Here is a 23,999-nt window from a genome sequence, read left to right on the forward strand (position 1 = left end):
GCAATCGTGTCCTCGGAAGTGGGGGTCCACGGGGGTGTCGGCCTGGCTTTCCGCCGAAATTCGAACGTTCCGCCAATCGACTCTATTCGCGTGCATGCCCGAGCGGAACGAACAGTAAGCGTGACCTAACCAACAGTACCGGTGCACGGGGGGCGCACGGAGTCATACCGTCCACCAAGTGGACAGACCTGAGCGCCGGTTGACCGGGACACGAGGTGTTCGTAAAGCGGACACCAACTCCGCATAGCGCACTTGTCTTGTTCAGGTCAAGGTCTGTCTTTTCTTCTGAACCTCTAGTCAAATTACGTCACTTGACTACACGCGTTGATCACGCGCGCGCGGACCCTCCATGCCCAGGACCCCTCCTGCCTCCGCGCGCCCGAACGCGGGGGAGGACCTCAAGTGACCAGTAGATCCTGGACGTTCAGAGCGGCGGCGACCACCGTCGCGCTGGCCGCCGCGACCGCGACGTTCTCCACGTTCGCCGTCGCCCAGGCCGGCACCGCCGCCCCTCAGTCGGCCACCGCGAACCGGACCGACCCTCAGCCGGCGAAGACCACGCAGGAACACGACTTCGACGGCCCGCTCTCCAAGACCCAGGAGGCGCAGCGCGAAGAGGCGCTCAAGCAGGTCATATCCGGCAATGCCAAGGTGACGGAGCGCGGCGGCTCACAGGTCGTCGAGCTCAAGAGCCGCAAGGGCGACAGCAAGTACGTCGAGCTGGGCCGGGAGCGCACCGACAAGATCTTCACGATCCTCGTCGAGTTCGGCGACCAGATCGACAGCCGCTACGGCGGCACCGCGGGCCCCGCCCACAACGAAATAGCCCAGCCCGACCGCACCCAGGACAACTCCACGGCGTGGCAGGCGGACTACAACAAGGCCCACTTCGAGGACCTCTACTTCGGCGACGGCACCGCGTCGATGAAGACCTACTACGAGAAGCAGTCCTCGGGCCGCTACTCGGTCGAGGGCGAGGTCACCGACTGGGTCAAGGTCCCCTACAACGAGGCCCGTTACGGCTCGAACTCCTGTGACACCTGTGCCTGGAACGCGGTGCAGGACGGCGTCACGGCCTGGGTCGCCCAGCAGAAGGCAGCGGGGCGCACCGACGCGGAGATCAAGGCGGACATCGCCGAGTTCGACCAGTGGGACCGCTACGACTTCGACGGCGACGGCGACTTCAACGAGTCCGACGGCTACATCGACCACTTCCAGATCGTGCACGCCGGTGAGGACGAGTCCGCGGGCGGCGGCGCCCAGGGCGAGGACGCCATCTGGGCGCACCGCTGGTACGCGTTCGGCACCGACGCCGGCAACTCCGGCCCCTCGGGCAACCTGCTCGGCGGCACCCAGGTCGGCGACACCGGCATCTGGGTCGGCGACTACACCATCCAGCCGGAGAACGGCGGACTCGGCGTCTTCGCCCACGAGTACGGCCACGACCTCGGTCTGCCGGACCACTACGACACCACCGGCGGCGGCGAGAACTCCACCGGCTTCTGGACGTTGATGTCCTCCGGTTCCTGGCTCGGCACCGGCAAGGACACCATCGGTGACCTGCCCGGCGACATGACCGCCTGGGACAAGCTCCAACTGGGCTGGCTGGACTACGACGTGGCGAAGGCCGCGACCAAGTCCCGGCACAAGCTGGGCGTCGCCGAGTACAACACCAAGAACAAGCAGGGTCTGGTCGTCGAACTGCCCAAGAAGGCGGTCACCACCGAGATCGTGACCCCGGCCCAGGGCGCCACCCAGTGGTGGAGCGGCAGCGGCAACAGCCTCAACAACACGCTGTCCCGCAGCGTCGACCTCACCGGCAAGTCGGCGGCGACGCTGACCCTGGACGGCTGGTGGGACACCGAGGCCGGCTACGACTTCGTCTACACCGAGGTCTCCACCGACGGCGGCACCAAGTGGACCCCGGTCGACGGCACCGCGGACGGCACGGCCCTCCCGCGTGACGCCAGCGGCCAGCCCGTGCTGACCGGTTCCTCGGCGACGTACAAGAAGCTGTCGTTCCCGCTGGACGCCTACGCCGGCCAGAAGATCGACGTGCGCTTCCGCTACTCCTCGGACAGCGGTGTGGCCGGCAAGGGCTTCGCGGCCGACCGGATCTCCGTGACCGCCGACGGCGCCGCCCTGTTCAGCGACGACGCCGAGACCGCGGACGCGGCCTGGACGGCGAAGGGCTTCTCCCGCGTGGGCGCGTCCTTCAGCAAGGAGTACGCGCAGTACTACATCGCGGAGAACCGCCAGTACGTGTCGTACGACAGGACGTTGAAGGTCGGCCCGTACAACTTCGGCTTCTCCACGACCCGTCCGAGCTGGGTCGAGCACTACCCGTACCAGAACGGCCTGTTGATCTGGAAGTGGGACACCTCCCAGGCGGACAACAACACCAGCGCCCACCCCGGCACCGGTCTCGTCCTGCCGATCGACTCCCACGCGAAGGCCCTGAAGTGGTCCGACGGCACGGCGATGCGCAGCCGCATCCAGGCCTACGACTCGCCGTTCAGCCTGTACCGCACGGACGGCATCACGCTGCACAACGCGGACGTCGCCACCAAGATCCCGTCGTCGAAGGGTGTCCCGGTCTTCAACGACCACACCAGCACCTACTACGACGAGACGACCCCCTTCGCGGGTGTCCGGGTCACTGACACCAACACCAAGATCAAGATCGTCAAGGAGGCCAAGAACGGCTCCACGATCTCCATCGAGGTCGGCCCCGCGGTGAAGTAGTTCGCATTTCCGCAGGTCAGAAGGCTATCGGCGGCGACCCCCTGGCGGGTCGCCGCCGATCGTGTTTAGGTGCCACCTGATGACTCTCTTATTGACACCGGTGCACACGGGGGTGTGACTGCATGGCCGCAGGAGGTTTCTGCAAGCTGCCGACCGGCAGCGTGGTGGTGGCGCTGAACCTGCCCAGACCCGCCGCCGACGGCACGGACTGCGTCCGTGTCCTCGTCCACGCCCGCAACCGGGCGCGCGCCCTGACCAGGCTGCGCAACCTCGGGCTGCGGGCCGTCTACCTGCGCGGCAACGCGGCCCCGCCGACGCCGGACGAGATCACCGCCGTACTCCACCACCCGGACGGGCTGATATGGCGTACCGCCCCTGACAACGCTGTCGTGGCGGCGGGCCCTGAGCTCGCGCAGGAGCTGTGGCACCCGATCAGAGCCCTGCTGGGGCGCCCGGCGGCCCCCGCTTAGGCGACCACGGGCTTGCCGGAGAGCTCCACGCCGGCCGCGCGCAGCTCCTCCAGCGCCCGGTCCGTGGTCTCCGCGGCGACGCCCGCCGTCAGGTCCAGCAGCACCTGGGTACGGAAGCCCTCCCGCGCCGCGTCCAGCGCGGTGGCCCGCACGCAGTGGTCGGTCGCGATGCCGACCACGTCGACCTCAGTGACCTCCCGGGCGCGCAGCCAGTCGGCCAGCGGGACGCCGTTCTCGTCGGCGCCCTCGAAGCCGCTGTAGGCCGCCGAGTACGCGCCCTTGTCGAAGACGGCGTCGATGGCGCCGGAGGCGACGGCCGGGGCGAAGTTCGGGTGGAAGCCCACGCCCTCGGTGCCCGCGACGCAGTGCGCGGGCCAGGAGTGGACGAAGTCGGGGTTGTCGGCGAAGTGGCCGCCGGGCGCGATGTGGTGGTCGCGGGTGGCCACGACGTGCTGGTAGCCGGAGCCGGCCGCCTGGCCGATCAGCTCGGTGACGGCGGCGGCCACATCGGCACCCCCGGCCACGGCGAGGCTGCCCCCCTCGCAGAAGTCGTTCTGTACGTCGACGACGATCAAGGCGCGGCGCATGGTGGGTGTCCTTCGACTATGAGTGAACTTACGAGCCTAGAGACTTCGGCGGTCCGGCGATACGGCTTGTGACACTGCGGGCGGGCGCACCGTTACTGGCTACCCGACCGCCCGTGCACGTACTCCGTCGGAAGGACGGGTTCCCCGCGCGACAGCTGCGTCGCCGACAGCGGCAGCCCGTCCCGCGCGGCCGCGTGCCGGTCCCGTACGACGTCCAGCGGCTCCCGCGCCACCACGTCCCCGCCCTTGACCAGCTCCACCAGCAGCTGCCGGTCGGCGAGCTCGGCCGGTACGGCCCCGGTGCCGACGACCTCGGCCTCCGCGATCCCGTCCTCGTCGAGGCGCCGCGCGGCCCACTTGCGCCCGCCGATCGACGTCTTCCCGCCGGACGACTTCTTCGCGACCGGCACCAGCGGCGCCCTGGGGTCGGCGGACTCGGCCCGGGCGACCAGCTTGTAGACCATCGAGCAGGTCGGGTGCCCGGAGCCGGTCACCAGCTGGGTGCCGACGCCGTACGCGTCCACGGGCGCCGCCGCGAGCGAGGCGATGGCGTACTCGTCGAGGTCCGAGGTCACGATGATCTTCGTGTCCCGCGCGCCCAGCTCGTCCAGCTGCTGGCGCACCCGGTGCGCGACGAGCAGCAGGTCGCCCGAGTCGATCCGCACGGCGCCGAGCTCGGGCCCGGCCACCTCCACCGCCGTACGCACGGCCGTCGCCACGTCGTACGTGTCGACCAGCAGCGTGGTGTTCCGGCCCAGCGAGTTCACCTGGGCCTGGAACGCGTCCCGCTCGTTGTCGTGGAGCAGGGTGAAGGCGTGGGCGGAGGTGCCGACGGTCGGGATGTTGTAGCGGAAGCCGGCCGCGAGGTCGGAGGTGGAGGCGAAGCCGCCGACGTAGGCGGCGCGGGAGGCGGCGACGGCGGAGAGCTCGTGGGTGCGGCGGGCACCCATCTCGATCAGGGGGCGGCCACCGGCGGCGGACGACATGCGCGAGGCGGCCGCCGCGATCGCGGAGTCGTGGTTGAGGATCGAGAGGATCACCGTCTCCAGCAGCACGCACTCGGCGAAGGACCCCTCCACCCGCATGATCGGCGAGCCCGGGAAGTAGACCTCGCCCTCGGGGTAGCCCCAGATGTCCCCCGAGAAGCGGTAGGAGGCCAGCCACTCCAGGGTCGGCTCGTCGACGATGCCGCGCTCCCGCAGGAAGCCGAGGACGCCCGCGTCGAAGCGGAAGTTCTCGACGGCGTCCAGGACCCGCCCGGTCCCGGCCACGACCCCGTAGCGTCGCCCGTCCGGCAGCCGCCGGGTGAAGACCTCGAAGACGCTCCGCCGCTCGGCGGTACCGGCCTTCAGCGCGGCCTGCAACATCGTGAGCTCGTACTGATCCGTGAAGAGCGCCGTCGAGGGAACGTCCACCGGCAGCCCAAGGTCCGCTGTGTTCATGACGAGGATGCTACACCCCTTTGCGTCAGTGTGACGATTTGTGGAGGCCGTGGCAGCATGGGCTCTGTGACGTCACCCGCTCCCGTAGAGATCGAACGCACCGAGTCGGCGGAAGAGGTCTTCGCCGTCCCCGAGCCGGACGTCCCCTGGGTCACGATCGTCCACAACGACCCGGTCAACCTCATGAGCTACGTGACCTATGTCTTCCAGACCTACTTCGGGTACACGAAGGACAAGGCCACCAAACTGATGCTCGACGTCCACCACAAGGGCCGGGCGGTCGTCTCCAGCGGAACCCGCGAGGAGATGGAGCGCGACGTGCAGGCGATGCACGGCTACGGACTGTGGGCCACCCTCCAGCAGGACCGGAAGTAGCGATCCCTGACATGCCAGGCACCTTCGAACCGCTCCCCGGCGGCGGCGCGGCCGTCGCGCTCGACGACGTCGAGATCTCCATCATCCGGTCGCTGGCCGTCCAGCTCCTGGAGCTCATCGGCCCCGGGCCCGGCGAGGACGCCCCGGACGACCCGCTCGCCGAGCTTTTCGCCGAGGGCCCGAGCGAGCCGCCCTCAGACCCGGTGCTCAAGCGGCTCTTCCCGGACGCCTACAGCGACCCCGAGGGCGCCCCGGAGGCCAAGGAGGCCGAGGAGCAGCGCGCGTACTCCTCCGAGTTCCGCCGCTACACCGAGAACGACCTCAGGGCCGGCAAGCGCGACAACGCCCTCGCGGTGATCCGCTCCCTGGACGCGCTGAGTCCGGTGGGCGACGGCGGGGCGGTGCTGAAGCTGTCGGTCGAGGAGTCCCGGCAGTGGCTCAGCTCCCTCAACGACCTGCGCCTCGCGATCGGTTCGCGGCTGGAGATCACCGACGAGGAGGACACGGACCTCCTCTACCGGCTGCCGGACGAGGATCCGCGCAAGCCGATGGTGATGGCGTATCTGTGGCTGGGCGGGTTGCAGGAGACGCTGGTCTCCACCCTTATGCCCTGATGTGCGGGGGTTGGGTGTTCGCTCAGAGGACGCTCAAATCCGGATAACGATCGCGTCACCGCGGCGGTCTCGTATGCCCGTCCGGGGTGTCTTTTGTCCGCTTCTTCCTGTGTCGTGCGCCACATGGGGCTGAGGCGATCAACGTTTCGGCCGTGATAAATCTTCACGACCGCCCGACGAACACCACCCGTATGTTCGGTCGGGTGCGCCACCGAGCCGGTAACCACCGGCCAGGCAGAAAAACTCCAGTATCCGGGGGGATCGAGAACCGATCCGAGGCCGACGAGAGGCCCGGTTCGGTATGGAGAAAGGCGCACCACACTGATGACCTCCGCTCAGGTCGACAAGGGTCCGGAGAACACCTCCGGCACCTCCGAAGAGGGTTACGAGCGTGGCCTCGGCAGCCGCCAGGTCCAGATGATCGCGATCGGCGGCGCCATCGGCGTCGGGCTGTTCCTGGGAGCCGGGGCGAACATCGCCAAGGCCGGTCCCAGCCTCATCTTCATGTACGCCCTCGCGGGCGTGATCATCTTCTTCATCATGCGGGCGCTCGGCGAGCTCCTGCTCTACCGCCCGGTCTCGGGCTCCTTCGCGGAGTATTCACGCGAGTTCCTCGGCCCGTTCTTCGGCTACTTCACCGGCTGGACGTACTGGCTGATGTGGGTCGTGACCGGCATGGCCGAGCTCACGGCCGCGGCGATCTACGTCAACTACTGGTTCCCGGACATCCCGCAGTGGGTGACCGCCCTGGTCTTCCTGGTGATCCTCTTCGGGGTCAACCTGATCTCCGTGAAGCTCTTCGGTGAGCTGGAGTTCTGGTTCTCGATGGTCAAGGTCACCGCCCTGATCGGCATGATCGTCATCGGCCTCGGTGTGCTCACCTTCGGCTTCAGCTCCGCCGGTGACACCGCCGCCGTCTCCAACCTCTGGGCCTTCGACGGCTTCTTCCCCAAGGGCGTCGGCTCGTCCCTGATGACCCTTCAGGGCGTCATGTTCGCCTACCTCGCCGTCGAGCTGGTCGGCGTCACCGCCGGTGAGTCCGAGGACCCGGAGAAGACCCTCCCCAAGGCGATCAACACGCTTCCGTGGCGTATCGCGCTGTTCTACGTCGGCGCGCTCACCGTCATCCTGTGCGTGGTGAAGTGGACCGAGTTCGGCGAGGGCGTCAGCCCGTTCGTCGCCGCCTTCGCCAAGATCGGCATCCCGGCCGGCGCGGGCATCGTGAACTTCGTGGTCCTCACCGCCGCGCTGTCCTCCTGCAACTCCGGCATGTACTCCACCGGCCGCATGCTGCGGAACCTGGCCGAGAGCGGCGAGGCCCCCGCGGTCTTCAAGAAGCTCTCCACGACCAAGACGCCGGCCCTCGGCATCGCGGTCTCGGTCGCCTTCATGGGCATCGGCGTGGTCCTCAACTACATCGTCCCGGAGAAGGCCTTCGGCTACGTCACCTCCGTGGCCACCGCGGCCGGCATCTGGACCTGGCTGATGATCCTGGTCAGCCATGTGCTGTACCGCCGCGCGGTCGACGCCGGCCGGCTGCCCGCGTCGTCCTTCCCGGCGCCGGGCGGCGCGAAGTGCTCGTACGTCGCCATCGTGTTCCTGCTCTTCGTCACGGGCCTCATCGCGTACGACGCCGACTCCCGGGTCTGCCTGTACGTGATGGCGGGCTGGGCCGTCGCCCTCGGCATCGGCTGGGTGGCGCTGAAGAGCCGCAACCCGCAGATCGCCGAACGCCGCGAGCCGGAGTTCGAGAAGGTCGGCTGACCACTCCCCAGGACGTCCAGCCCAGGGAGTTTTCGTGGAACCCCCTGTCGCTGCCGCTCAAGGCGTCCGGCATATGGGCCGTCCCGTACCACCTGTCGGTACGGGGCGGCCCGTCTGCTTATCCTGACGGACATGCTGACCATCACCCAGGCCCTCGTCGACCAGATCGTCGCGCACGCGCGCAAGGACCACCCCGACGAGGCGTGCGGCGTCGTCGCGGGGCCCGCCGGGTCCGACCGGCCCGAGCGGTTCATCCCGATGCTGAACGCCGCCATGTCGCCCACGTTCTACGAGTTCGACTCCGGCGACCTGCTCAAGCTCTACCGCGAGATGGACGACCGCGACGAGGAGCCGGTGGTCATCTACCACTCCCACACCGCGACCGAGGCCTACCCCTCGCGCACCGACATCTCCTACGCCAACGAGCCCGGCGCCCACTACGTCCTCGTCTCGACGGCCGACACCGACGGACTCGGCGACTTCCAGTTCCGCTCCTACCGCATCGTCGAGGGTGAGGTCACCGAGGAGGAGGTCACGGTCGTCGAGGCATACTGATCACCGTACGCCCGACCAACTCGGCGGATCGGAGACGGTGTTGACGCGACGGCCGCACGGACAGCGCCCCACGATCGAGGACGTCGCACGCCAGTCGGGGGTGTCCCGGTCCACGGTCTCGCGGGTGATCAACGGCGAGCCGAAGGTGCGCGCCGAGGTCGTCGAGGAGGTCCGGCGGGTCATCGCCGAACTCGGCTACGTCCCCAACCAGGCCGCCCGCCAGCTGGTCACCCACCGCACGGGAGCCGTCGCGGTCGTCGCCGACCAGCCGGACGGCCGGCTCTTCCTCGACCCGTTCTTCGACTGCCTCCTGCGCGGCATCCGCCGCGAACTCGCCCGGCACGGCGCCCAGGCCGTCCTGCTCTTCCTGGACGAGCCCGACGACCTCGCCCGCGTGGCCGACTACCTCGGCGGCGGCCATGTCGACGGCGCCATCCTCTTCTCGCTGCACCCCGGCGGCCGGCTGCACGGCATGACCGACCGCCTCGACATCCCCGCCGTCTTCGGCGGCCGCCCCCTGCTGCACGACGGCGACACCGTGCGCGCCCACCCCTACGTCGACGGCGACAACCGCGGCGGCGCCCGCCAGGCCGTCCAGCACCTCGTCGACCGGGGCCGCCGCCGCATCGCCACCGTCACCGGCCCGCACGACCAGGAGCACTCCGCCGCCGAACGCCTCGCCGGCTACCGCGACGTCCTCCCCGACGCCCCGGCCGAGCTCGTGGAGCGCGCCGACTACACCCGGCAGGGCGGCGCCCGCGCCATGACCGCGCTGCTCGACCGCTGCCCCGACCTGGACGCCGTCTTCGCCGCCTCCGACCTCATGGCCGCCGGCGCCCTGGATGTCCTGCGGGAACACGGCCGCCGGGTGCCGGACGACGTGGCCGTCGTCGGCTTCGACGACCTCACCGAGATCGCCGAGTCCACCGACCCGCCGCTGACCACCGTCCACCAGGACGTCGCCGAGATGGGCCGACAGCTCGCCCGGCTGCTGTTCGACCGGGCGAAGGAGCCGACCGCGGTCGTCGTACCCACCCAACTCACGGTGCGCGCGTCCGCCTGAGCTGTGCCGTCTCATGGTTCGGCCGGAATCCGTCCACCATGTGGGATCACACTCCGGGACCCGGACCGGGAATCGATACGATGACCGCATGGTTTCCCACGACGTGAGCGAGAAGACGCCGGGCATGCTGCTCGTGGCGCGGCTGCACGTCGACCTGTGCAGGCTCGCCAGCGCCATCTGTTGACGCTGCTCCCTGCCGCCGTACGGCCGTGAGCCGCGGCGCCACTCACCTCTGCTGTTCTGCGCTGCCGTGCGCCCACCGACCCGAACACCATCCGACAGGAGCCCGCAACCATGGCCATCGAGGTCCGCATCCCGACCATCCTCCGCACGTACACCGACGGCCAGAAGGCCGTGGAGGGCACCGGGGACACCCTCGCCGAGCTCTTCACCGACCTCGAGACCCGGCACGCCGGCATCCAGGCCCGGATCGTGGACGGCGGCGAGCTGCGCCGCTTCGTCAACGTCTACCTCAACGACGAGGACGTCCGCTTCCTCGAGGGCATCAACACCAAGCTCACCGACGGCGACAACGTCACGATCCTGCCGGCCGTGGCCGGCGGCATGGCCTGATCCTCGATGCGTTACGACTCCCCGCTCGCCGCGGTCGGCAACACCCCCCTGGTGCGCCTGCCGCGGCTCTCGCCGTCCGAGGACGTCCGCATCTGGGCCAAGCTGGAGGACCGCAACCCCACCGGCTCGGTCAAGGACCGCCCGGCCCTGCACATGATCGAGCAGGCGGAGAAGGACGGCCGCCTCACGCCGGGCTGCACGATCCTGGAGCCGACCAGCGGCAACACCGGCATCTCGCTGGCCATGGCGGCCAAGCTCAAGGGCTACCGCATCGTCTGCGTCATGCCCGAGAACACCTCGCAGGAACGCCGGGACCTGCTCGGCATGTGGGGCGCCGAGATCATCTCCTCCCCGGCCGCGGGCGGCTCCAACACCGCCGTACGCGTCGCCAAGGAGCTCTCCGCCGAGCACCCCGACTGGGTGATGCTCTACCAGTACGGCAACCCGGACAACGCGGGCGCCCACTACGCCACCACCGGCCCGGAGATCCTCACCGACCTCCCGTCCATCACCCACTTCGTGGCGGGCCTCGGCACCACCGGCACCCTGATGGGCGTCGGCCGCTACCTCCGCGAGCACAAGCCGGACGTGAAGATCGTCGCCGCCGAGCCGCGCTACGACGACCTGGTGTACGGCCTCCGCAACCTCGACGAGGGCTTCGTACCCGAGCTGTACGACGCCTCCGTCCTCACCACCCGCTTCTCGGTCGGCTCCGCCGACGCCGTCACCCGCACCCGCGAACTCCTCCAGCAGGAGGGCATCTTCGCGGGCGTCTCCACGGGCGCCGCGCTGCACGCCGCGATCGGCGTCGGCAAGAAGGCCGTGAAGGCGGGGGAGACCGCCGACATCGTCTTCGTCGTCGCGGACGGCGGCTGGAAGTACCTGTCGACAGGCGTGTACACGGCAGCGACGACGGAAGAAGCGATCGAGACACTCCAGGGCCAACTCTGGGCGTGACCTAGGTCGCCAGGTGACGGACCTGGTCCCACAGGACCGGGTCCACCACCCCCACCCGGCGCCGGAAGTCCCACACCGGCACCTCGCGCAGCTCGTCCGTCTCCAGGAAGCTCGCGCGCCCGTGGGCATCACCCACGGACCCCGGCGGCAGCGGAATGACGCCCGCCCGCTCGTCGTGATACTTGCTGGTGATCTTCGCGACGACCGCCCGCCGCCCGTGCACCGCCAGCACCAGACACGGCCGGTCCTTCGCCCCCGGCCCCTCCTCGTACGGCACGATCGCCCACCAGATCTCCGCGGGCCGCGGACGCGCGGCAGCACCCCGGGTTCCGGCCCGCCCGGGCGGCCGCGTACGCCGCCCCTCCGGCCGACGCCCCCGCCCCCACCCGTCGACGAGCGTGGCGACCAACGCGAGCAGCACCACTGCCACGAGCGCCAGCCACCAGGACGTGTCCATACGACGACGTTACCGGCGCACGATCCCCACCGCGCCCTCGAAGGGCCTTCCGATCGCGACCGAACAGCTGAACGTCACGTAGCCCGGATGGCAGCGCCGCACAGGTGAGTTCGCCCACAACAGCCCTTGGCGGAGGAGCGACAGGGGGTTTTGCGCCTTACGCTCGACGAACCGCACGACCCCCGACGCACCCATTCTCTCCATCCCGCCAGCGGAGGTTTCTGCTTCATGAAGCTCACCGTCGTCGGCTGCTCGGGGTCGTTCCCGTCCGCGGAATCGGCCTGCTCGAGCTACCTCGTAGAGGCCGACGGCTTCCGGCTGCTTCTCGACATGGGCAACGGTGCCCTTGGCGAGCTGCAGCGCCACTGCGGTCTCTACGACCTCGACGCGATCTTCCTCAGCCATCTGCACGCCGACCACTGCATCGACATGTGCGCGTACTTCGTCGCGCGCTACTACCGCCACGACGGCGGCCGCTGCGCCCCCATCCCGGTCTACGGCCCCGAGGGCACCGAGCACCGTCTCACCACGGCCTACGCCGACACCCCCACCGCCTCCTCGATGAGCGAGGTCTTCGACTTCCACACGGTCAAGCCGTCCACCTTCGACGTCGGCCCCTTCACGGTCCACACCGAACGCGTGGCCCACCCGGTCGAGGCGTACGGCATCCGCGTGGAGCACGGCGGCAAGTCGCTGACGTACTCGGGCGACACGGGCATCACCCCCGCCCTCGACGAACTCGCCCGCGACACCGACCTGTTCCTCTGCGAGGCCGCCTTCACCCACGGCAAGGAGGACATCCCCGACCTGCACCTCAACGGCCGCGAGGCGGGAGAGACGGCGACCCGGGCCGGCGCCCGCCGCCTGGTCCTCACCCACATCCCCCCGTGGACCGACCCGCAGGTCAACCTCGCCGACGCCCGCGCGGTGTTCGACGGCCCGGTGGAACTGGCGGCGCCGAGGGTGTCGTACGAGATCTAGTTCCCGATACGTGCACGAAGGCCCCGGTACCTCTTCGGTACCGGGGCCTTGGTCATCGCGCGAACCTCACGCCTTCGTGAGGTCCTCGACCTCCTCCTCGGGCTCGCGGCCCGGGGTGGGGAGGTTGAACTTGGTGATGGCGAAGCGGAAGACCACGTAGTAGATCGCCGCGAAGACCAGACCGATCGGGATGATCAGCCAGGGCTTGGTCGCCAGGTTCCAGTTCAGGGCGTAGTCGATGGCACCCGCGGAGAACGTGAAGCCCGCGTGGACGCCGAGGGCCCAGGTGATCGCCAGGGACAGGGCCGTGAGCACCGCGTGGATCACGTACAGGATCGGGGCGATGAACATGAACGAGAACTCGATCGGCTCGGTCACACCGGTCACGAAGGAGGTCAGCGCGAGCGAGATCATCATGCCCATCACGGCCTTGCGGCGCTCGGGGCGGGCGGTGTGCGCGATGGCGATCGCGGCGGCCGGCAGACCGAACATCATGATCGGGAAGAAGCCGGACATGAACTGACCGGCGGTCGGGTCACCGGCGAAGAAGCGGGTGAGGTCACCGTGCACGATCTCGCCGGCCGAGTCCTTGAAGTCGCCGATCTGGAACCAGGACACGGAGTTCACGAACTGGTGCATGCCGACCGGGATCAGCGCGCGGTTGATCAGACCGAACAGACCGGCACCCACGGCGCCGAGACCGGTGATCCACTCACCGGCGTCGGAGATGACCTCGCCGATCGGCTCCCAGACCAGGCCGAAGAAGACGCCCATGGCGGTGCCGACGAAGGCCATGATGATCGGCACGAGCCGGCGGCCGTTGAAGAAGCCGAGCCAGTCCACCAGCTTCTTGCGGTGGTAGCGCTGCCACAGCACGGCGGACAGCAGACCCATGATGATGCCGCCGAGGACACCCGGGTTGTTGTAGGTCGCGGCTATGTCCGCGCCCGCCTGCACCTTGGCCTCCGTCACCGGGAAGGCCTTCAGGACGTTGCTGTAGACCAGGAAGCCGACCAGGGCGGCCAGCGCGGTGGAGCCGTCGGCCTTCTTGGCGAAGCCGATCGCGACACCGATGCAGAACAGCATCGGCAGGTTGTCGAAGATCGCGCCACCGGCGGTGGCGAAGACCGCCGTGACCTTGTCGGGCAGGTTCAGCTTGTCCTGGACGTCGGTCTGGCCGAGTCGCAGCAGGATGCCGGCCGCGGGCAGCACGGCGATCGGAAGCTGAAGGCTGCGGCCGACCTTCTGCAGGCCCTGGATCAGACCGGATCCCCGCCTCTTTGCGGGGGCCGCCGTATCGGTGGCGGTGCTCATACATCCTCCATCGGGTGGTGGTCTACACCACTCAGTGGTGTAGACCTGTTGTAGCACGATGAAGGTGACGTAAGGAACCCACGATTCCGTGACGGGAACCGTGGGTTCTGTAACCGCGTCGAGAGGGGCCGTTCGGCCTCAGACCTTGGTCACGTCCTCGACCTCGTCCTCGGGTTCCCGCCCCGGGGTCTTCAGGTCGAACTTCGTGATCGCGAACCGGAAGATCGCGTAATAGACGGCCGCGAAACACAGCCCGATCGGGATGATCGCCCACGGTTTCGTCGCCAGGTTCCAGTTGATGATGTAGTCGATCAACCCGGCCGAGAAGCTGAACCCGTCGTGCACCCCGAGCCCCCACGTCACCGCCATCGACACACCCGTCAGCACCGCGTGCACCGCGTACAGCAGCGGCGCGATGAACAGGAACGAGTACTCGATCGGCTCGGTGATACCGGTGACGAACGACGTCAGCGCGACCGAGAGCATCAGACCGCCGACCTCCTTGCGGCGGTGCGGCTTCGCGCAGTGGGTGATCGCCAGGGCCGCGGCCGGGAGCGCGAACATCATGATCGGGAAGAACCCGGACGTGAACTGACCCGCGTTCGGGTCGCCCGCCAGGAACATGTTGATGTCACCGTGCACCTCGGTGCCGTCCGGCTTGGTGTACGTCCCGAACTGGAACCAGATGGGCACGTTCAGGAACTGGTGCAGCCCGATCACCAGCAACGCCCGGTTCGCCAGACCGAAGATGCCCGCACCCCACGCACCCGCGTCGCTCAGCCAGTCACTGAAGTTCTCCAGCCCGTCACCGATCGGCGGCCAGATCCACAGACACAGCGCCGCGAACACGATCGCCACGAACGCCATGATGATCGGCACGAGCCGGCGGCCGTTGAAGAAGCCCAGCCAGTCCACGAGCTTCGTACGGTGATAGCGCGCCCAGAAGAACGCCGCCATCAGACCCATGATGATGCCGCCGAACACCCCCGGGTTCTGGTACGTGAAGGCGCTGACCGTGCCGTCCGCCGCCTGGCAGCCGGTGACGACCACCTTCGCGCCCGCCGCACAGTCCTCCGGGAACTGCCGCAGCACGTTGTAGTAGACGAGGAACCCGGCCACCGCCGCCAGCGCCGTCGACCCGTCCGCCTTCTTCGCCATGCCGATGGCCACGCCCACGCAGAACAGCAGCGGCAACCCCAGCGAACCGTCGAGCAGCGCCCCGCCCGCGCCCGCCATCACCTTGGACACGTCCGTCCAGCCGAGCCCGTCGTCACCGAACACGTCAGGCTGGCCGAGCCGGTTGAGGATGCCCGCGGCCGGCAGGACGGCGATGGGCAGCTGAAGACTCCGCCCCATCTTCTGCAGCCCCTGGAACGCCGAGTGCCACCGTCGGCGAGTCGGAGGGGTCTCAGTGGTCTCGGAACTCATGAGTTGGCGACCGCCTGTCAGGTGGTGTAGACCAGTTACGGACGATTGGGTAGCTGTGACGTCATCTTTCGGTACGTTCGGCGCAATCGCTCGCGAAGTTGGGCCAACAGTGCGTGAGGAGACCGACATGGCCAGCAAGGCAGAGAAGATCGTCGCCGGGCTCGGTGGCATCGACAACATCGAAGAGGTCGAGGGCTGCATCACCCGCCTGCGCACCGAGGTCAAGGACCCCGCGCTGGTCGACGACGCCGCCCTGAAGGCCGCCGGCGCCCACGGAGTCGTCAAGATGGGCACTGCCGTCCAGGTCGTCATCGGCACGGACGCGGACCCGATCGCGGCGGACATCGAAGACATGATGTAGGGGCCGTCAAGGCACTGCCGGGGCTCTTTCCCACCGGGGGAGGAGCCCCTTCCGTTCGTACGGCTAGGCTCAGCGCCATGTCTCGAATCGACGGCCGCACCCCCGAACAGCTCCGCCCCGTCACCATCGAACGCGGCTGGAGCAAGCACGCCGAGGGCTCCGTCCTCGTCTCCTTCGGCGACACGAAGGTCTTCTGCACCGCCTCCGTGACCGAAGGCGTCCCCCGCTGGCGCAAGGGCAGCGGCGAGGGCTGGGTCACCGCCGAGTACTCCATGCTGCCCCGCGCCACCAACACCCGCGGCGACCGCGAGTCCGTCCGCGGCAAGATCGGCGGCCGCACCCACGAGATCAGCCGCCTCATCGGCCGCTCGCTGCGCGCCGTCATCGACTACAAGGCGCTCGGCGAGAACACGATCGTCCTCGACTGCGACGTCCTCCAGGCCGACGGCGGCACGCGTACGGCCGCCATCACCGGCGCGTACGTGGCCCTCGCCGACGCCGTCTCCTGGGCCCAGGGCAAGAAGCTCATCAAGGCCGGCCGCCAGCCGCTGACCGGCACGGTCTCCGCGGTCTCGGTCGGCATCGTGGGAGGGGTTCCGCTGCTGGACCTCTGCTACGAGGAGGACGTGAAGGCCGACACCGACATGAACGTCGTCTGCACCGGCGACGGCCGCTTCGTCGAGGTCCAGGGCACCGCGGAGGCCGAGCCGTTCGCCCGCGACGAGCTCAACTCGCTGCTGGACCTGGCCGTTTCGGGGTGCACGGAACTCGCTGTCCTGCAGCGCAAGGCCCTTGATACCGTCCTCGAAAAGTAAAAGACGCACCAAGGAAAGGCGGCCGGGACGGGCAACCCGGCCGCCCGAACTCGCGTCACTACGGGTACGGGCGTACGGCACACCGCTGGACGCCCGGCCAGTACACGGGGGCCCTTGGGGCTGAACAAGGGAGGGAACATCACCATGGCCGAGAGCCGACGCGGCCGTCGTCGATCACGCCGTACCGCCATCGCCGCCGCGGTGGCCGCGGTGGGGCTGACGGTAGGCCTGACCACCGGCTGCGACGCCGTCAACAAGGCGCTGGACTGCGTCCAGACCGCCGACGCCATCGCCGACAGCGTCACCGACCTCCAGCAGGCCGTGGAGAACGCGTCCAACGACCCCACCCAGCTCGAGGAGTCCCTCGACTCCATCGACAAGAACCTCGGCGAGATAGGCGACAAGACCGACAACGCCGACGTCAACCAGGCGGTCGAGGACCTCGGCAAGGCCGTGGACAACGTCCGCAAGTCGGTCGACAACGGCGACACGACCCCCGACCTCAGCCCGATCACGGACGCGGCGGGCGAGTTGACGAAGGTCTGCACGCCGTAAGGAACCGGCCGCCGGGCCGGGATACTGGGGGCATGACCCGCCTGATCCTCGCCACCCGCAACGCCGGCAAAATCACCGAACTCCGCGCCATCCTCGCCGACGCAGGTCTGCGCCATGACCTGGTCGGCGCGGAGGCGTACCCGGAGGTACCGGACGTCAAGGAAACAGGAGTGACGTTCGCCGAGAACGCCCTCCTGAAGGCCCACGCCCTGGCCCAAGCCACAGGTCTGCCCGCCGTCGCCGACGACTCCGGCCTCTGCGTGGACGTCCTGAACGGCGCCCCCGGCATCTTCTCGGCCCGCTGGGCGGGCAAGCACGGCGACGACAAGGCCAACCTGGACCTCCTCCTGGCCCAACTGTCGGACATCGCCGACGACCACCGAGGCGCCCACTTCGCCTGCGCGGCAGCCCTGGCACTGCCGGACGGCACGGAACGAGTGGTAGAGGGCCGCCTCACGGGCGTACTCCGCCACACCCCGTCCGGCACGAACGGCTTCGGCTACGACCCGATCCTCCAGCCGTCCGGCGAGACGCGCACGTGCGCCGAACTGACCCCGGAGGAGAAGAACGCGATCAGCCATCGGGGGAAGGCGTTCCGGGGGTTGGTGCCGGTGGTGCGGGAGCTGTTGGGCTGATAACTGACGAAGGTCCACCCGAACTCGGGTGGACCTTCGAATCAAAGGTGTGCGGCCGGAGGGACTCGAACCCTCAAGGGATTTCTCCCACAGCATCCTAAGTGCTGCGCGTAGGCCAGTTCCGCCACGGCCGCCCGCGCGCTCATGCTACCCGGCTGAACGGCTCCGTAGTCGAGCGCTTATCGGGCTCTGCGGCCACCGCGGCACCAGGTACTCGTGACGGCGTGACAGTTGGGGCAGAGCAACCGCAGGTTCTCCCGCCGGTCGTCACTCCAGTCCCCGTTGATGTGATCGACCTCCAGCGTCATGGGCTTGCCGAGCCACTCGGGGCCGACCCCGCAGTCTGCGCATACTTCGGGTACACCGACTTCGCACAGAGCGCGGCGCAGCAGGTAGGTCCTGGTGCGGCGCCTGCCGTCGTGTTGCACCAGGACATCCTCCGGATGCCTGCGGATGTCAACCCGGCGCTTACCTCGCTGGTGGGCCTGCCCCAAGAAGTGTGCGGTGTCGAGCCCCTCCTCTGCGACCCACTCACGCAGCAGTGCGCGCTGCCTACCGTTGTCCGGGCGTTCCAGGCGGCGCAGCACCTCTGCGATGGAGACCGATCCGGTGACGGCAGTTCGCAACTCGTCGCGGTTGGGGCGTTGCCGCCTGCCACAGGGGTCGAAGTGTGAGACGTCGATGCCGTAGTGGGCGAACCGCCGTAGTAGGTAGCGCCGGATCGTGGCATATGGCTGAGTGCCGAAGAAGGCGATGACCTCGTCGACGTTGGAACATCGCTCGGCGGCTTCGGCCAGCCGTTCCCGGGTGTACCGCACGCTGCTGCTCATGAAGTCCTGCCTTTGCCGCGCCCCCGGTAACTGTCCGTTGTCGAGTGACAGTTGGGGCACAGAAACCGCAGGTTCTCGATGCGGTTGTTCCGCCAGTCGCCGTCGACGTGGTCCACTTCGAGAGGCAGCGGATACCCCCGCCAGACTGCTTCGATACCGCACAGTGCGCACCGCTCGGGTACACCTACGCTCGTCATCGCCCGCCTGAGACGATCGCTCTGGATGCGTCGGGCGTGTTCTGCGGGCTGTTCGACGAGCAGTTCGCTGGGTGATCGGCGACGCAACGCCTCACCTCGCTGAGGCGGCACGTGGAAGTGCGAGGTGTCGATGCCGTACGCCTTGATCCGATGGCTGATGTGAGTGTGCTGCCCGCCGACCACCTCGACTCCGAGGCGGCGCAGAACCTCGCACATGTTCGTCGAAGCCAAAACCGCAGCTTCGAGAACTTCCCTCGTCCACCGACCCCCTTCCCGTTCGAAGTGCGAGACATCCACCCCTAGCTTCTTCATCCGCGCCCGGATGTAGTCCCGTGTCGGGCCTTTTGGATCCACCCCCAAGCGCACGCACGCCTCCGACAACGTCCGAGCGCCCCGAGCCGCCTCCTCCAGCCGCTTCCTGCTGTACACACTGGCCCCCACCGAACCCCCTCCGTTCCCGGCCACACGTTCATGGCTCGCACGGAGTAACGAAGTGGTGATCCGACAGTCACGCTTGAAACGTAAACCTGTAACCCGATAACCTGCCCGTATCTGCAAAGCCTCCCCGCGGCCCCTTGTCCGCTCGGGAGGCCTTTTTTTATGACCACACCACCAGATGTCACCGTCCGCCCAGTCACCTCTGCCGACCGCCCCACCGTCGAGCGCCTCTGGCTTCTCTTCCGGCACGACCTGTCCGAGTTCCGGGGGCAACTGCCCAACCCGGACGGCACCTTCCGGGGGGACCGGCTGGAGGCTGCCTTCAGTGGCTCCGAGGACTGGGCCGCGTATCTGTTCAGCCGAGGGGAGCATCCCGTCGGGTTCGCCTTCGTGCGGGCGCTCACCGAGCCGACGCGGGTGCTCAACAGCTTCTTCGTCGTGCGAGGGGCCCGGCGCCATGGGGTCGGGCTGCATGCCGTGCGAGAGGTCGTGTCGCGGCATCCCGGGGCATGGACCGTCGCCTTCCAGGACAACAACCCTCGAGCCGTGCGGTTCTGGCGCCGGGTCGGGGAGACCATCGCCCCCGGCGCCTGGGAAGAAGAGCGCAGGCCGGTGCCCAACAAGCCCGGCCTGGCTCCCGATGTCTGGGTCAGCTTTCGATGCCCAAGTCCTTGATGATCTTCGCCACATGGCCGGTCGCCCGGACGTTGTACAGCGCCCGTTCGACCTTGCCCTCCTCGTCCACCACGATCGTGGAGCGGATGACGCCCATGTAGGTCTTGCCGTAGTTCTTCTTCTCGCCGTACGCCGCGTACGCCTCGGTGACCGTCTTCTCCGGGTCCGCGAGGAGGGTGATCCTCAGGTTTTCCTTGTCGCGGAACTTCGCCAGCTTCTCCGGGGCGTCCGGGCTGATGCCGATGACGTCGTACCCGGCGCCGGCCAGCAGTTCCAGGTTGTCGGTGAAGTCGCAGGCCTGCTTCGTGCAGCCGGGGGTGAGGGCCGCCGGGTAGAAGTAGACGATGACCTTGCGGCCCTTGTGGTCCGCCAGGGACACGTCGGTGCCGTCGGCGTCGGGGAGGGTGAAGGCGGGGGCTACGTCCCCGGGCTGGAGTCGCTCGCTCATCCGGCAAGCCTAACCGGGGGTCCTGACAGTGCGGCGGCCCGCCGAACTGACAGACTGTCCAGGACAGGAAAAGAACACACACCACCCCGCATCCCGGAGGGCCCACCGTGGCGGACACGTCGGACACGAGAACCCCGGCGCAGATCGAGGCGGACATCAAGCGCCGCCGCGAGATGCTGGCCGAGACGCTCGACGAGATCGGGGTGCGCGTGCACCCGAAGACGATCGTCGGCGATGCCAAGGCCAAGGTGGTTTCCAACATCGATCACACGCTCGGGCGGGCCTACGTCGGCGTGAACAAGGTCCTCACCGACACCAAGGCCCAGTTCGTGGACGAGGAGGGGTCCCCGCGGCTCGAGCGCATCGTTCCCGTCGCGCTCGTCGCCGTAGGGCTCGTGGGGCTGCTGGCCCTCGGCAGCACCCGGCGTCGCAAGGGCTGACCCGGGGGCGTACGGATTCCCGTCAGGCAGGTAGGTTCTGAGCCGTGAGCGCCAACAGAAACGAGCACAGCGACCAGCACGACAAGCTGCCCATCCGGATGCTGCACGACCGTGTACTCGTGCGGCAGGACACCGGTGAGGGCGAGCGGCGTTCCGGGGGCGGCATCCTCATCCCCGCCACCGCGGCCGTCGGGCGGCGGCTGGCGTGGGCCGATGTCGTCGCGGTGGGTCAGAACGTACGGACCGTCGAGCCGGGGGACCGGGTTCTCTACGACCCCGAGGACCGCGCCGAGGTGGAGGTGCGCGGCGTCGCGTATGTGCTGATGCGTGAGCGCGATCTGCATGCCGTGGCCGCGGACCGGTTTGAGGGGTCCGAGGACTCGACCGGGCTGTACCTCTGAATCAACGGTAGAAAGGGCTGGTGACCATCGTCACCAGCCCTTTTTGTCGTTCCTTTGCTAGCTTTGAGGAGTCAACCCGACGAGACGCGCCGTACCGGGTCCTACGACAAGACGACGCACCCCGCACAAGAAGCACGCGTCTCGGAGGTGCCTGTCATGGCCTGGGTTCTGCTCGTCGTCGCCGGTCTGCTCGAGGTCGGCTGGTCGATCGGGATGAAGTACACCGACGGTTTCACCCGGCTCGTGCCGTCCCTGTTCACCGGCGCCGGGATCGTCGCCAGCATGCTGCTGCTGTCCTACGCCGCCCGTTCCCTTCCCATCGGCACCGCCTATGGGGTGTGGGTCGGGATCGGGGCGGCCGGTGCGGCGGTGTTCGGCATGGTGGTGCTGGGGGAGCCGGCGACCGCCGCCCGGATCTTCTTCGTCTGCTTGCTGCTGGTCGCCGTGGTCGGCCTCAAGGCGACGTCCGGCCACTAACCCGTCTTGCCCGGCGGTCCCGCCGTCGTGCCGGTCGTCGTCGTGCCGCCGTCCGCCGTGCCGCCGTCGGTGGTCCCGCCGTCCGTGGTGCCGCCGTCGGTCGTGTCCCCGGTGGTGCCGCCGGTCGTGGTGTCGCCGCCGGTTGTCGTCGTCCCGCCGTCCGTGGTGCCGCCCGTGGTGGTGCCCCCGTCCGTCGTGCCGCCGGTCGTGGTGTCGCCGGTGGTGCCGCCGTCCGTCTGGCCCTGGGTGTCCTGGCCGCCGTCGGTCGTGCCGCCGTCGTCCTGGCCCGGCGTCTCCGAAGGGGTGCCGGTGGTCGGCTGCTGGGTCGGGGTCTGGACGACGTCGGCGCCCTCCTGGAGCTCCAGGTCGAAGTCGCTGGCGGGCTTGCCCTTCAGGGCGCGCTGGGTGAAGTCGGCCCAGATCTCCGCGGGCGCCCCGCCGCCGTTGACACGCTGGAGGCCCATCGCGCCGTACAGCGACTTGTGCGCGGCGGTCTCCGGGTCCTGGCCCATCACCGCGACGACCGTGGCGAGGTCGGGGGTGTAGCCCGCGAACCAGGCGGCCTGGTCCTCCTCGGCGGTGCCGGTCTTGCCGGCCGCCGGGCGGCCCGCGGCCTGCGCGGCGGTGGCGGTGCCGTTCTCGACGACGCTCTGGAGGATGGAGGTCGTGGTGTCAGCGGCCTCGCGGCTGACGACCTGGGAGGTCTTGCGCTCCGGCAGCTCCACGACGCTCTGGCCGTCGCGCGTGATCGACTTGATCATCGTGTACGTGCCGTGCTTGCCGTGGTTGGCGAGCGTCGCGTACGCCTCCGCCATGTCGAGGACGCTGGCCCGGGCGACACCGAGCGCGATCGACGGGTAGGCGTTCAGCTCGGGCGTGCTGCTGGGCAGGCCGAGGTCGACTGCGGTCTGCTTGACCTTGTCGGGGCCGACGTCGACGGCCATCTGCGCGTACACCGAGTTCACCGACTTGTCGGTGGCGGTGCGCACGGTGATGTTGCCGTACGACACGTCGTCCTCGTTGGCCGGGTCGTAGGCGCCGCCGGTCCAGCCCTGCACGGGGCGCTTGTTGGTGCCGTCGTAGTACGTGTTGGGCGTGATGGTCCGGCCGTCCTGGGTCGTCGAGTCGTTCTCGACGGCGGAGGTGAAGACGAACGGCTTGAAGGTGGAGCCGACCTGGAAGTCCTGGCGGGTGGCGTTGTTCGTGTACTGCTTGACGTAGTCGATGCCGCCGTACATCGCCACGACCTGCCCGGTCTTGGGGTCGACGGCGGCGCCGCCCGCGCGGACGTACGTGTCGACCTTGCGGTTCTTCTTGTCGAGCTTGTCCATCAACTGCTTGTTGACGGCCTTGACGAAGTCGTCCTGCTTGTTCTTCTGGATGGTGGTGGTGATGCGGTAGCCGCCGGCGTCCAGCTCGTCGGCGGTGAGGATCTTGTTGTCGCTCAGGTAGTCGTTGATGGCGTTGACGAGGTAGCCGCGCTGCCCGGACATGCCGGTGGAGACGGTGGCCTCCTTCGGCATCGGGAACTTCAGGCCCGTCCGCTCCGACTGCGGGAGCCAGCCCTCCTTGACCATGCCGTCCAGGACGTAGTTCCAGCGGGCCAGGGCGGCCGACTTGTTCTCCGGGTGGGCGACGACGTCGTACTCGCTGGGCGCGTTGAGCAGGGCGGCGAGGTAGGCGCCCTGGGCGGCGCTCAGGTCGGTGGCGTCCTTGCCGTAGTAGGCCTGGGCGGCGGCCTGGATGCCGTACGAGTTGCGGCCGAAGTAGCTGGTGTTGAGGTAGCCCTCGAGGATCTGGTCCTTGGACTCCGTGCGGTCCAGCTTGATGGAGATGAAGAACTCCTTCACCTTGCGGGTGACGGTCTGCTCCTGGGCGAGGTAGTAGTTCTTCACGTACTGCTGGGTGATCGTCGAGCCGGACTGCTTGCCCTTGCCGGTCGCGGTGTTCCAGCCGGCGCGCAGCATCGCCTTGGGGTCGATCGCGGACTCGGAGTAGAAGTCGCGGTCCTCGGCGGCCAGTACGGCGTGCTGGGCGGCCTTGGAGACCTGGGCGAGGGTGACGTTCTCCCGGTTGACCTCGCCGTCGCGGGCGAGCTGGCTGCCGTCGGCGTAGAGGTAGACGTTGGACTGCTTGGTGGCGAGGGCGTTGGCGGGCGGGATCTTCACCAGGGAGTAGCCGAGGAAGAACAGGCCGATCAGCAGCAGTATCCCGACGACGAAGGTGCCGAGCACCATGCGCCAGGTCGGGATCAGCCGCCGCCAGCCGGTGCGCTTGGGCCGCTTGGGCTTCTTCGTGCCCCCTTCGGGGTCTCTGGGCGCCCAGCCCTCGGTCGGCTGCTGCGGCTGCGGCTCGTCGCTCATGTCGTGCACGGACTCCTGTTGCGTGTCTCTTATGCGCTG

Annotated in this window: 28 protein-coding genes, 1 tRNA gene and 1 riboswitch; of the genes, 19 read left to right on the plus strand and 10 right to left on the minus strand. The window is 68.6% G+C overall.

Annotation, left to right across the window (positions count from 1 at the left end):
- Window positions 1-402 precede the first annotated feature (402 nt).
- Both IQ210_RS00705 and IQ210_RS00710 read left to right on the plus strand, forming a co-directional pair.
- Window positions 403-2,745, plus strand: a complete 2,343-nt coding sequence (locus IQ210_RS00705; protein WP_194075595.1) for an immune inhibitor A domain-containing protein — start codon at window positions 403-405, stop codon at window positions 2,743-2,745.
- Between the two features lie 122 nt (window positions 2,746-2,867).
- Window positions 2,868-3,215, plus strand: coding sequence for a hypothetical protein (locus tag IQ210_RS00710; RefSeq protein ID WP_194075598.1), 348 nt, complete (start codon window positions 2,868-2,870; stop codon window positions 3,213-3,215).
- Here IQ210_RS00710 and IQ210_RS00715 read toward each other — a convergent pair.
- Window positions 3,212-3,802: an isochorismatase family protein gene (locus tag IQ210_RS00715; RefSeq protein WP_194075600.1), complete on the minus strand. Its 591-nt coding sequence runs from the start codon at window positions 3,800-3,802 to the stop codon at window positions 3,212-3,214. The two genes, IQ210_RS00710 and IQ210_RS00715, sit on opposite strands and share 4 nt — an antisense overlap.
- 92 nt (window positions 3,803-3,894) lie before the next feature.
- Window positions 3,895-5,244, minus strand: coding sequence for a nicotinate phosphoribosyltransferase (locus tag IQ210_RS00720; protein WP_194075602.1), 1,350 nt, complete (start codon window positions 5,242-5,244; stop codon window positions 3,895-3,897).
- Between the two features lie 57 nt (window positions 5,245-5,301).
- Between IQ210_RS00720 and clpS the strand changes: the two genes are divergently transcribed.
- From clpS to IQ210_RS00755, 8 genes are all read left to right on the plus strand, one after another.
- Complete coding sequence (clpS, locus tag IQ210_RS00725; protein WP_194075604.1) at window positions 5,302-5,619, plus strand: ATP-dependent Clp protease adapter ClpS; 318 nt, start codon at window positions 5,302-5,304, stop codon at window positions 5,617-5,619.
- An 11-nt stretch (window positions 5,620-5,630) separates the two neighbouring features.
- The gene (locus IQ210_RS00730) at window positions 5,631-6,233 is read left to right on the plus strand and encodes a DUF2017 domain-containing protein (protein ID WP_194075607.1); all 603 of its coding nucleotides are present in this window, start codon (window positions 5,631-5,633) and stop codon (window positions 6,231-6,233) included.
- Between the two features lie 324 nt (window positions 6,234-6,557).
- Entirely contained in the window at window positions 6,558-7,997 is a 1,440-nt protein-coding gene (locus IQ210_RS00735; protein WP_194075609.1) for an amino acid permease, read from the plus strand.
- Window positions 7,998-8,129: 132 nt separating this feature from the next.
- The gene (locus IQ210_RS00740) at window positions 8,130-8,552 is read left to right on the plus strand and encodes a Mov34/MPN/PAD-1 family protein (RefSeq protein ID WP_037710631.1); all 423 of its coding nucleotides are present in this window, start codon (window positions 8,130-8,132) and stop codon (window positions 8,550-8,552) included.
- 40 nt (window positions 8,553-8,592) lie between these two features.
- Window positions 8,593-9,615, plus strand: coding sequence for a LacI family DNA-binding transcriptional regulator (locus IQ210_RS00745; protein ID WP_194075611.1), 1,023 nt, complete (start codon window positions 8,593-8,595; stop codon window positions 9,613-9,615).
- Window positions 9,616-9,703: 88 nt separating this feature from the next.
- Window positions 9,704-9,799 carry a putative leader peptide gene (locus IQ210_RS48160; protein ID WP_019759525.1) on the plus strand — a complete coding sequence of 32 codons (96 nt, stop codon included), beginning with the start codon at window positions 9,704-9,706 and terminating at the stop codon, window positions 9,797-9,799.
- Window positions 9,800-9,909: 110 nt separating this feature from the next.
- Window positions 9,910-10,188 (plus strand): MoaD/ThiS family protein, encoded by a 279-nt coding sequence (locus IQ210_RS00750; protein ID WP_194075613.1) that lies wholly within the window; start codon window positions 9,910-9,912, stop codon window positions 10,186-10,188.
- A gap of 6 nt (window positions 10,189-10,194) precedes the next feature.
- Window positions 10,195-11,145, plus strand: a complete 951-nt coding sequence (locus IQ210_RS00755) for a PLP-dependent cysteine synthase family protein (protein ID WP_194075615.1) — start codon at window positions 10,195-10,197, stop codon at window positions 11,143-11,145.
- 1 nt (window position 11,146) lies between these two features.
- Here the strand turns inward: IQ210_RS00755 and IQ210_RS00760 are convergent, their stop codons facing one another.
- Entirely contained in the window at window positions 11,147-11,602 is a 456-nt protein-coding gene (locus IQ210_RS00760; protein WP_194075617.1) for a type II toxin-antitoxin system PemK/MazF family toxin, read from the minus strand.
- 228 nt (window positions 11,603-11,830) lie between these two features.
- On the opposite strand from IQ210_RS00760, the gene IQ210_RS00765 reads away from it, so the two are divergent.
- Window positions 11,831-12,583, plus strand: a complete 753-nt coding sequence (locus IQ210_RS00765) for an MBL fold metallo-hydrolase (protein WP_194075619.1) — start codon at window positions 11,831-11,833, stop codon at window positions 12,581-12,583.
- A 66-nt stretch (window positions 12,584-12,649) separates the two neighbouring features.
- Here the strand turns inward: IQ210_RS00765 and IQ210_RS00770 are convergent, their stop codons facing one another.
- Together IQ210_RS00770 and IQ210_RS00775 are read right to left on the minus strand one after the other, a co-directional pair.
- A complete protein-coding gene (locus tag IQ210_RS00770; RefSeq protein WP_194075621.1) occupies window positions 12,650-13,897 on the minus strand; it encodes a PTS transporter subunit EIIC in 1,248 nt (415 codons plus the stop codon).
- Between the two features lie 138 nt (window positions 13,898-14,035).
- Window positions 14,036-15,325 carry a PTS transporter subunit EIIC gene (locus IQ210_RS00775; RefSeq protein ID WP_194075624.1) on the minus strand — a complete coding sequence of 430 codons (1,290 nt, stop codon included), beginning with the start codon at window positions 15,323-15,325 and terminating at the stop codon, window positions 14,036-14,038.
- A 127-nt stretch (window positions 15,326-15,452) separates the two neighbouring features.
- On the opposite strand from IQ210_RS00775, the gene IQ210_RS00780 reads away from it, so the two are divergent.
- The 4 genes from IQ210_RS00780 (at window position 15,453) to rdgB (ending at window position 17,691) form a co-directional block, all read left to right on the plus strand.
- Window positions 15,453-15,686: a glucose PTS transporter subunit EIIB gene (locus IQ210_RS00780; RefSeq protein WP_055553187.1), complete on the plus strand. Its 234-nt coding sequence runs from the start codon at window positions 15,453-15,455 to the stop codon at window positions 15,684-15,686.
- Window positions 15,687-15,763: 77 nt separating this feature from the next.
- Window positions 15,764-16,501: a ribonuclease PH gene (rph, locus tag IQ210_RS00785; protein WP_194075626.1), complete on the plus strand. Its 738-nt coding sequence runs from the start codon at window positions 15,764-15,766 to the stop codon at window positions 16,499-16,501.
- A gap of 144 nt (window positions 16,502-16,645) precedes the next feature.
- The gene (locus IQ210_RS00790) at window positions 16,646-17,056 is read left to right on the plus strand and encodes a hypothetical protein (RefSeq protein ID WP_194075628.1); all 411 of its coding nucleotides are present in this window, start codon (window positions 16,646-16,648) and stop codon (window positions 17,054-17,056) included.
- Between the two features lie 32 nt (window positions 17,057-17,088).
- Complete coding sequence (gene rdgB / locus IQ210_RS00795) at window positions 17,089-17,691, plus strand: RdgB/HAM1 family non-canonical purine NTP pyrophosphatase (protein ID WP_194075630.1); 603 nt, start codon at window positions 17,089-17,091, stop codon at window positions 17,689-17,691.
- Between the two features lie 50 nt (window positions 17,692-17,741).
- On the opposite strand, the gene IQ210_RS00800 is transcribed toward rdgB, so the two are convergent.
- The 3 genes from IQ210_RS00800 to IQ210_RS00810 form a co-directional block, all read right to left on the minus strand.
- Window positions 17,742-17,825 (minus strand) — tRNA-Leu (locus tag IQ210_RS00800).
- Window positions 17,826-17,870: 45 nt separating this feature from the next.
- A complete protein-coding gene (locus IQ210_RS00805; RefSeq protein ID WP_194075633.1) occupies window positions 17,871-18,521 on the minus strand; it encodes an HNH endonuclease signature motif containing protein in 651 nt (216 codons plus the stop codon).
- Window positions 18,518-19,159 (minus strand): HNH endonuclease signature motif containing protein, encoded by a 642-nt coding sequence (locus IQ210_RS00810; RefSeq protein WP_194075635.1) that lies wholly within the window; start codon window positions 19,157-19,159, stop codon window positions 18,518-18,520. Before IQ210_RS00810 ends, IQ210_RS00805 begins: the two co-directional genes overlap by 4 nt.
- Window positions 19,160-19,318: 159 nt before the next feature.
- Between IQ210_RS00810 and IQ210_RS00815 the strand changes: the two genes are divergently transcribed.
- The gene (locus IQ210_RS00815; protein WP_194075638.1) at window positions 19,319-19,831 is read left to right on the plus strand and encodes a GNAT family N-acetyltransferase; all 513 of its coding nucleotides are present in this window, start codon (window positions 19,319-19,321) and stop codon (window positions 19,829-19,831) included.
- Here IQ210_RS00815 and bcp read toward each other — a convergent pair.
- Window positions 19,806-20,279: a thioredoxin-dependent thiol peroxidase gene (bcp, locus tag IQ210_RS00820; RefSeq protein ID WP_194075640.1), complete on the minus strand. Its 474-nt coding sequence runs from the start codon at window positions 20,277-20,279 to the stop codon at window positions 19,806-19,808. The two genes, IQ210_RS00815 and bcp, sit on opposite strands and share 26 nt — an antisense overlap.
- 107 nt (window positions 20,280-20,386) lie before the next feature.
- On the opposite strand from bcp, the gene IQ210_RS00825 reads away from it, so the two are divergent.
- From IQ210_RS00825 to sugE, 3 genes are all read left to right on the plus strand, one after another.
- Window positions 20,387-20,719 (plus strand): DUF3618 domain-containing protein, encoded by a 333-nt coding sequence (locus IQ210_RS00825; protein ID WP_194075642.1) that lies wholly within the window; start codon window positions 20,387-20,389, stop codon window positions 20,717-20,719.
- A gap of 44 nt (window positions 20,720-20,763) precedes the next feature.
- A complete protein-coding gene (locus tag IQ210_RS00830) occupies window positions 20,764-21,120 on the plus strand; it encodes a GroES family chaperonin (RefSeq protein WP_194075644.1) in 357 nt (118 codons plus the stop codon).
- Between the two features lie 55 nt (window positions 21,121-21,175).
- Window positions 21,176-21,241: riboswitch (guanidine-III (ykkC-III) riboswitch) on the plus strand.
- 35 nt (window positions 21,242-21,276) lie between these two features.
- Window positions 21,277-21,597: a quaternary ammonium compound efflux SMR transporter SugE gene (gene sugE / locus IQ210_RS00835; RefSeq protein ID WP_194075647.1), complete on the plus strand. Its 321-nt coding sequence runs from the start codon at window positions 21,277-21,279 to the stop codon at window positions 21,595-21,597.
- On the opposite strand, the gene IQ210_RS00840 is transcribed toward sugE, so the two are convergent.
- Window positions 21,594-23,960 (minus strand): transglycosylase domain-containing protein, encoded by a 2,367-nt coding sequence (locus IQ210_RS00840; RefSeq protein WP_194075649.1) that lies wholly within the window; start codon window positions 23,958-23,960, stop codon window positions 21,594-21,596. The genes sugE and IQ210_RS00840 overlap by 4 nt on opposite strands.
- Between the last annotated feature and the right edge of the window lie 39 nt (window positions 23,961-23,999).

Source organism: Streptomyces justiciae (assembly GCF_015163075.1).
GTDB lineage: Bacteria > Actinomycetota > Actinomycetes > Streptomycetales > Streptomycetaceae > Streptomyces > Streptomyces justiciae.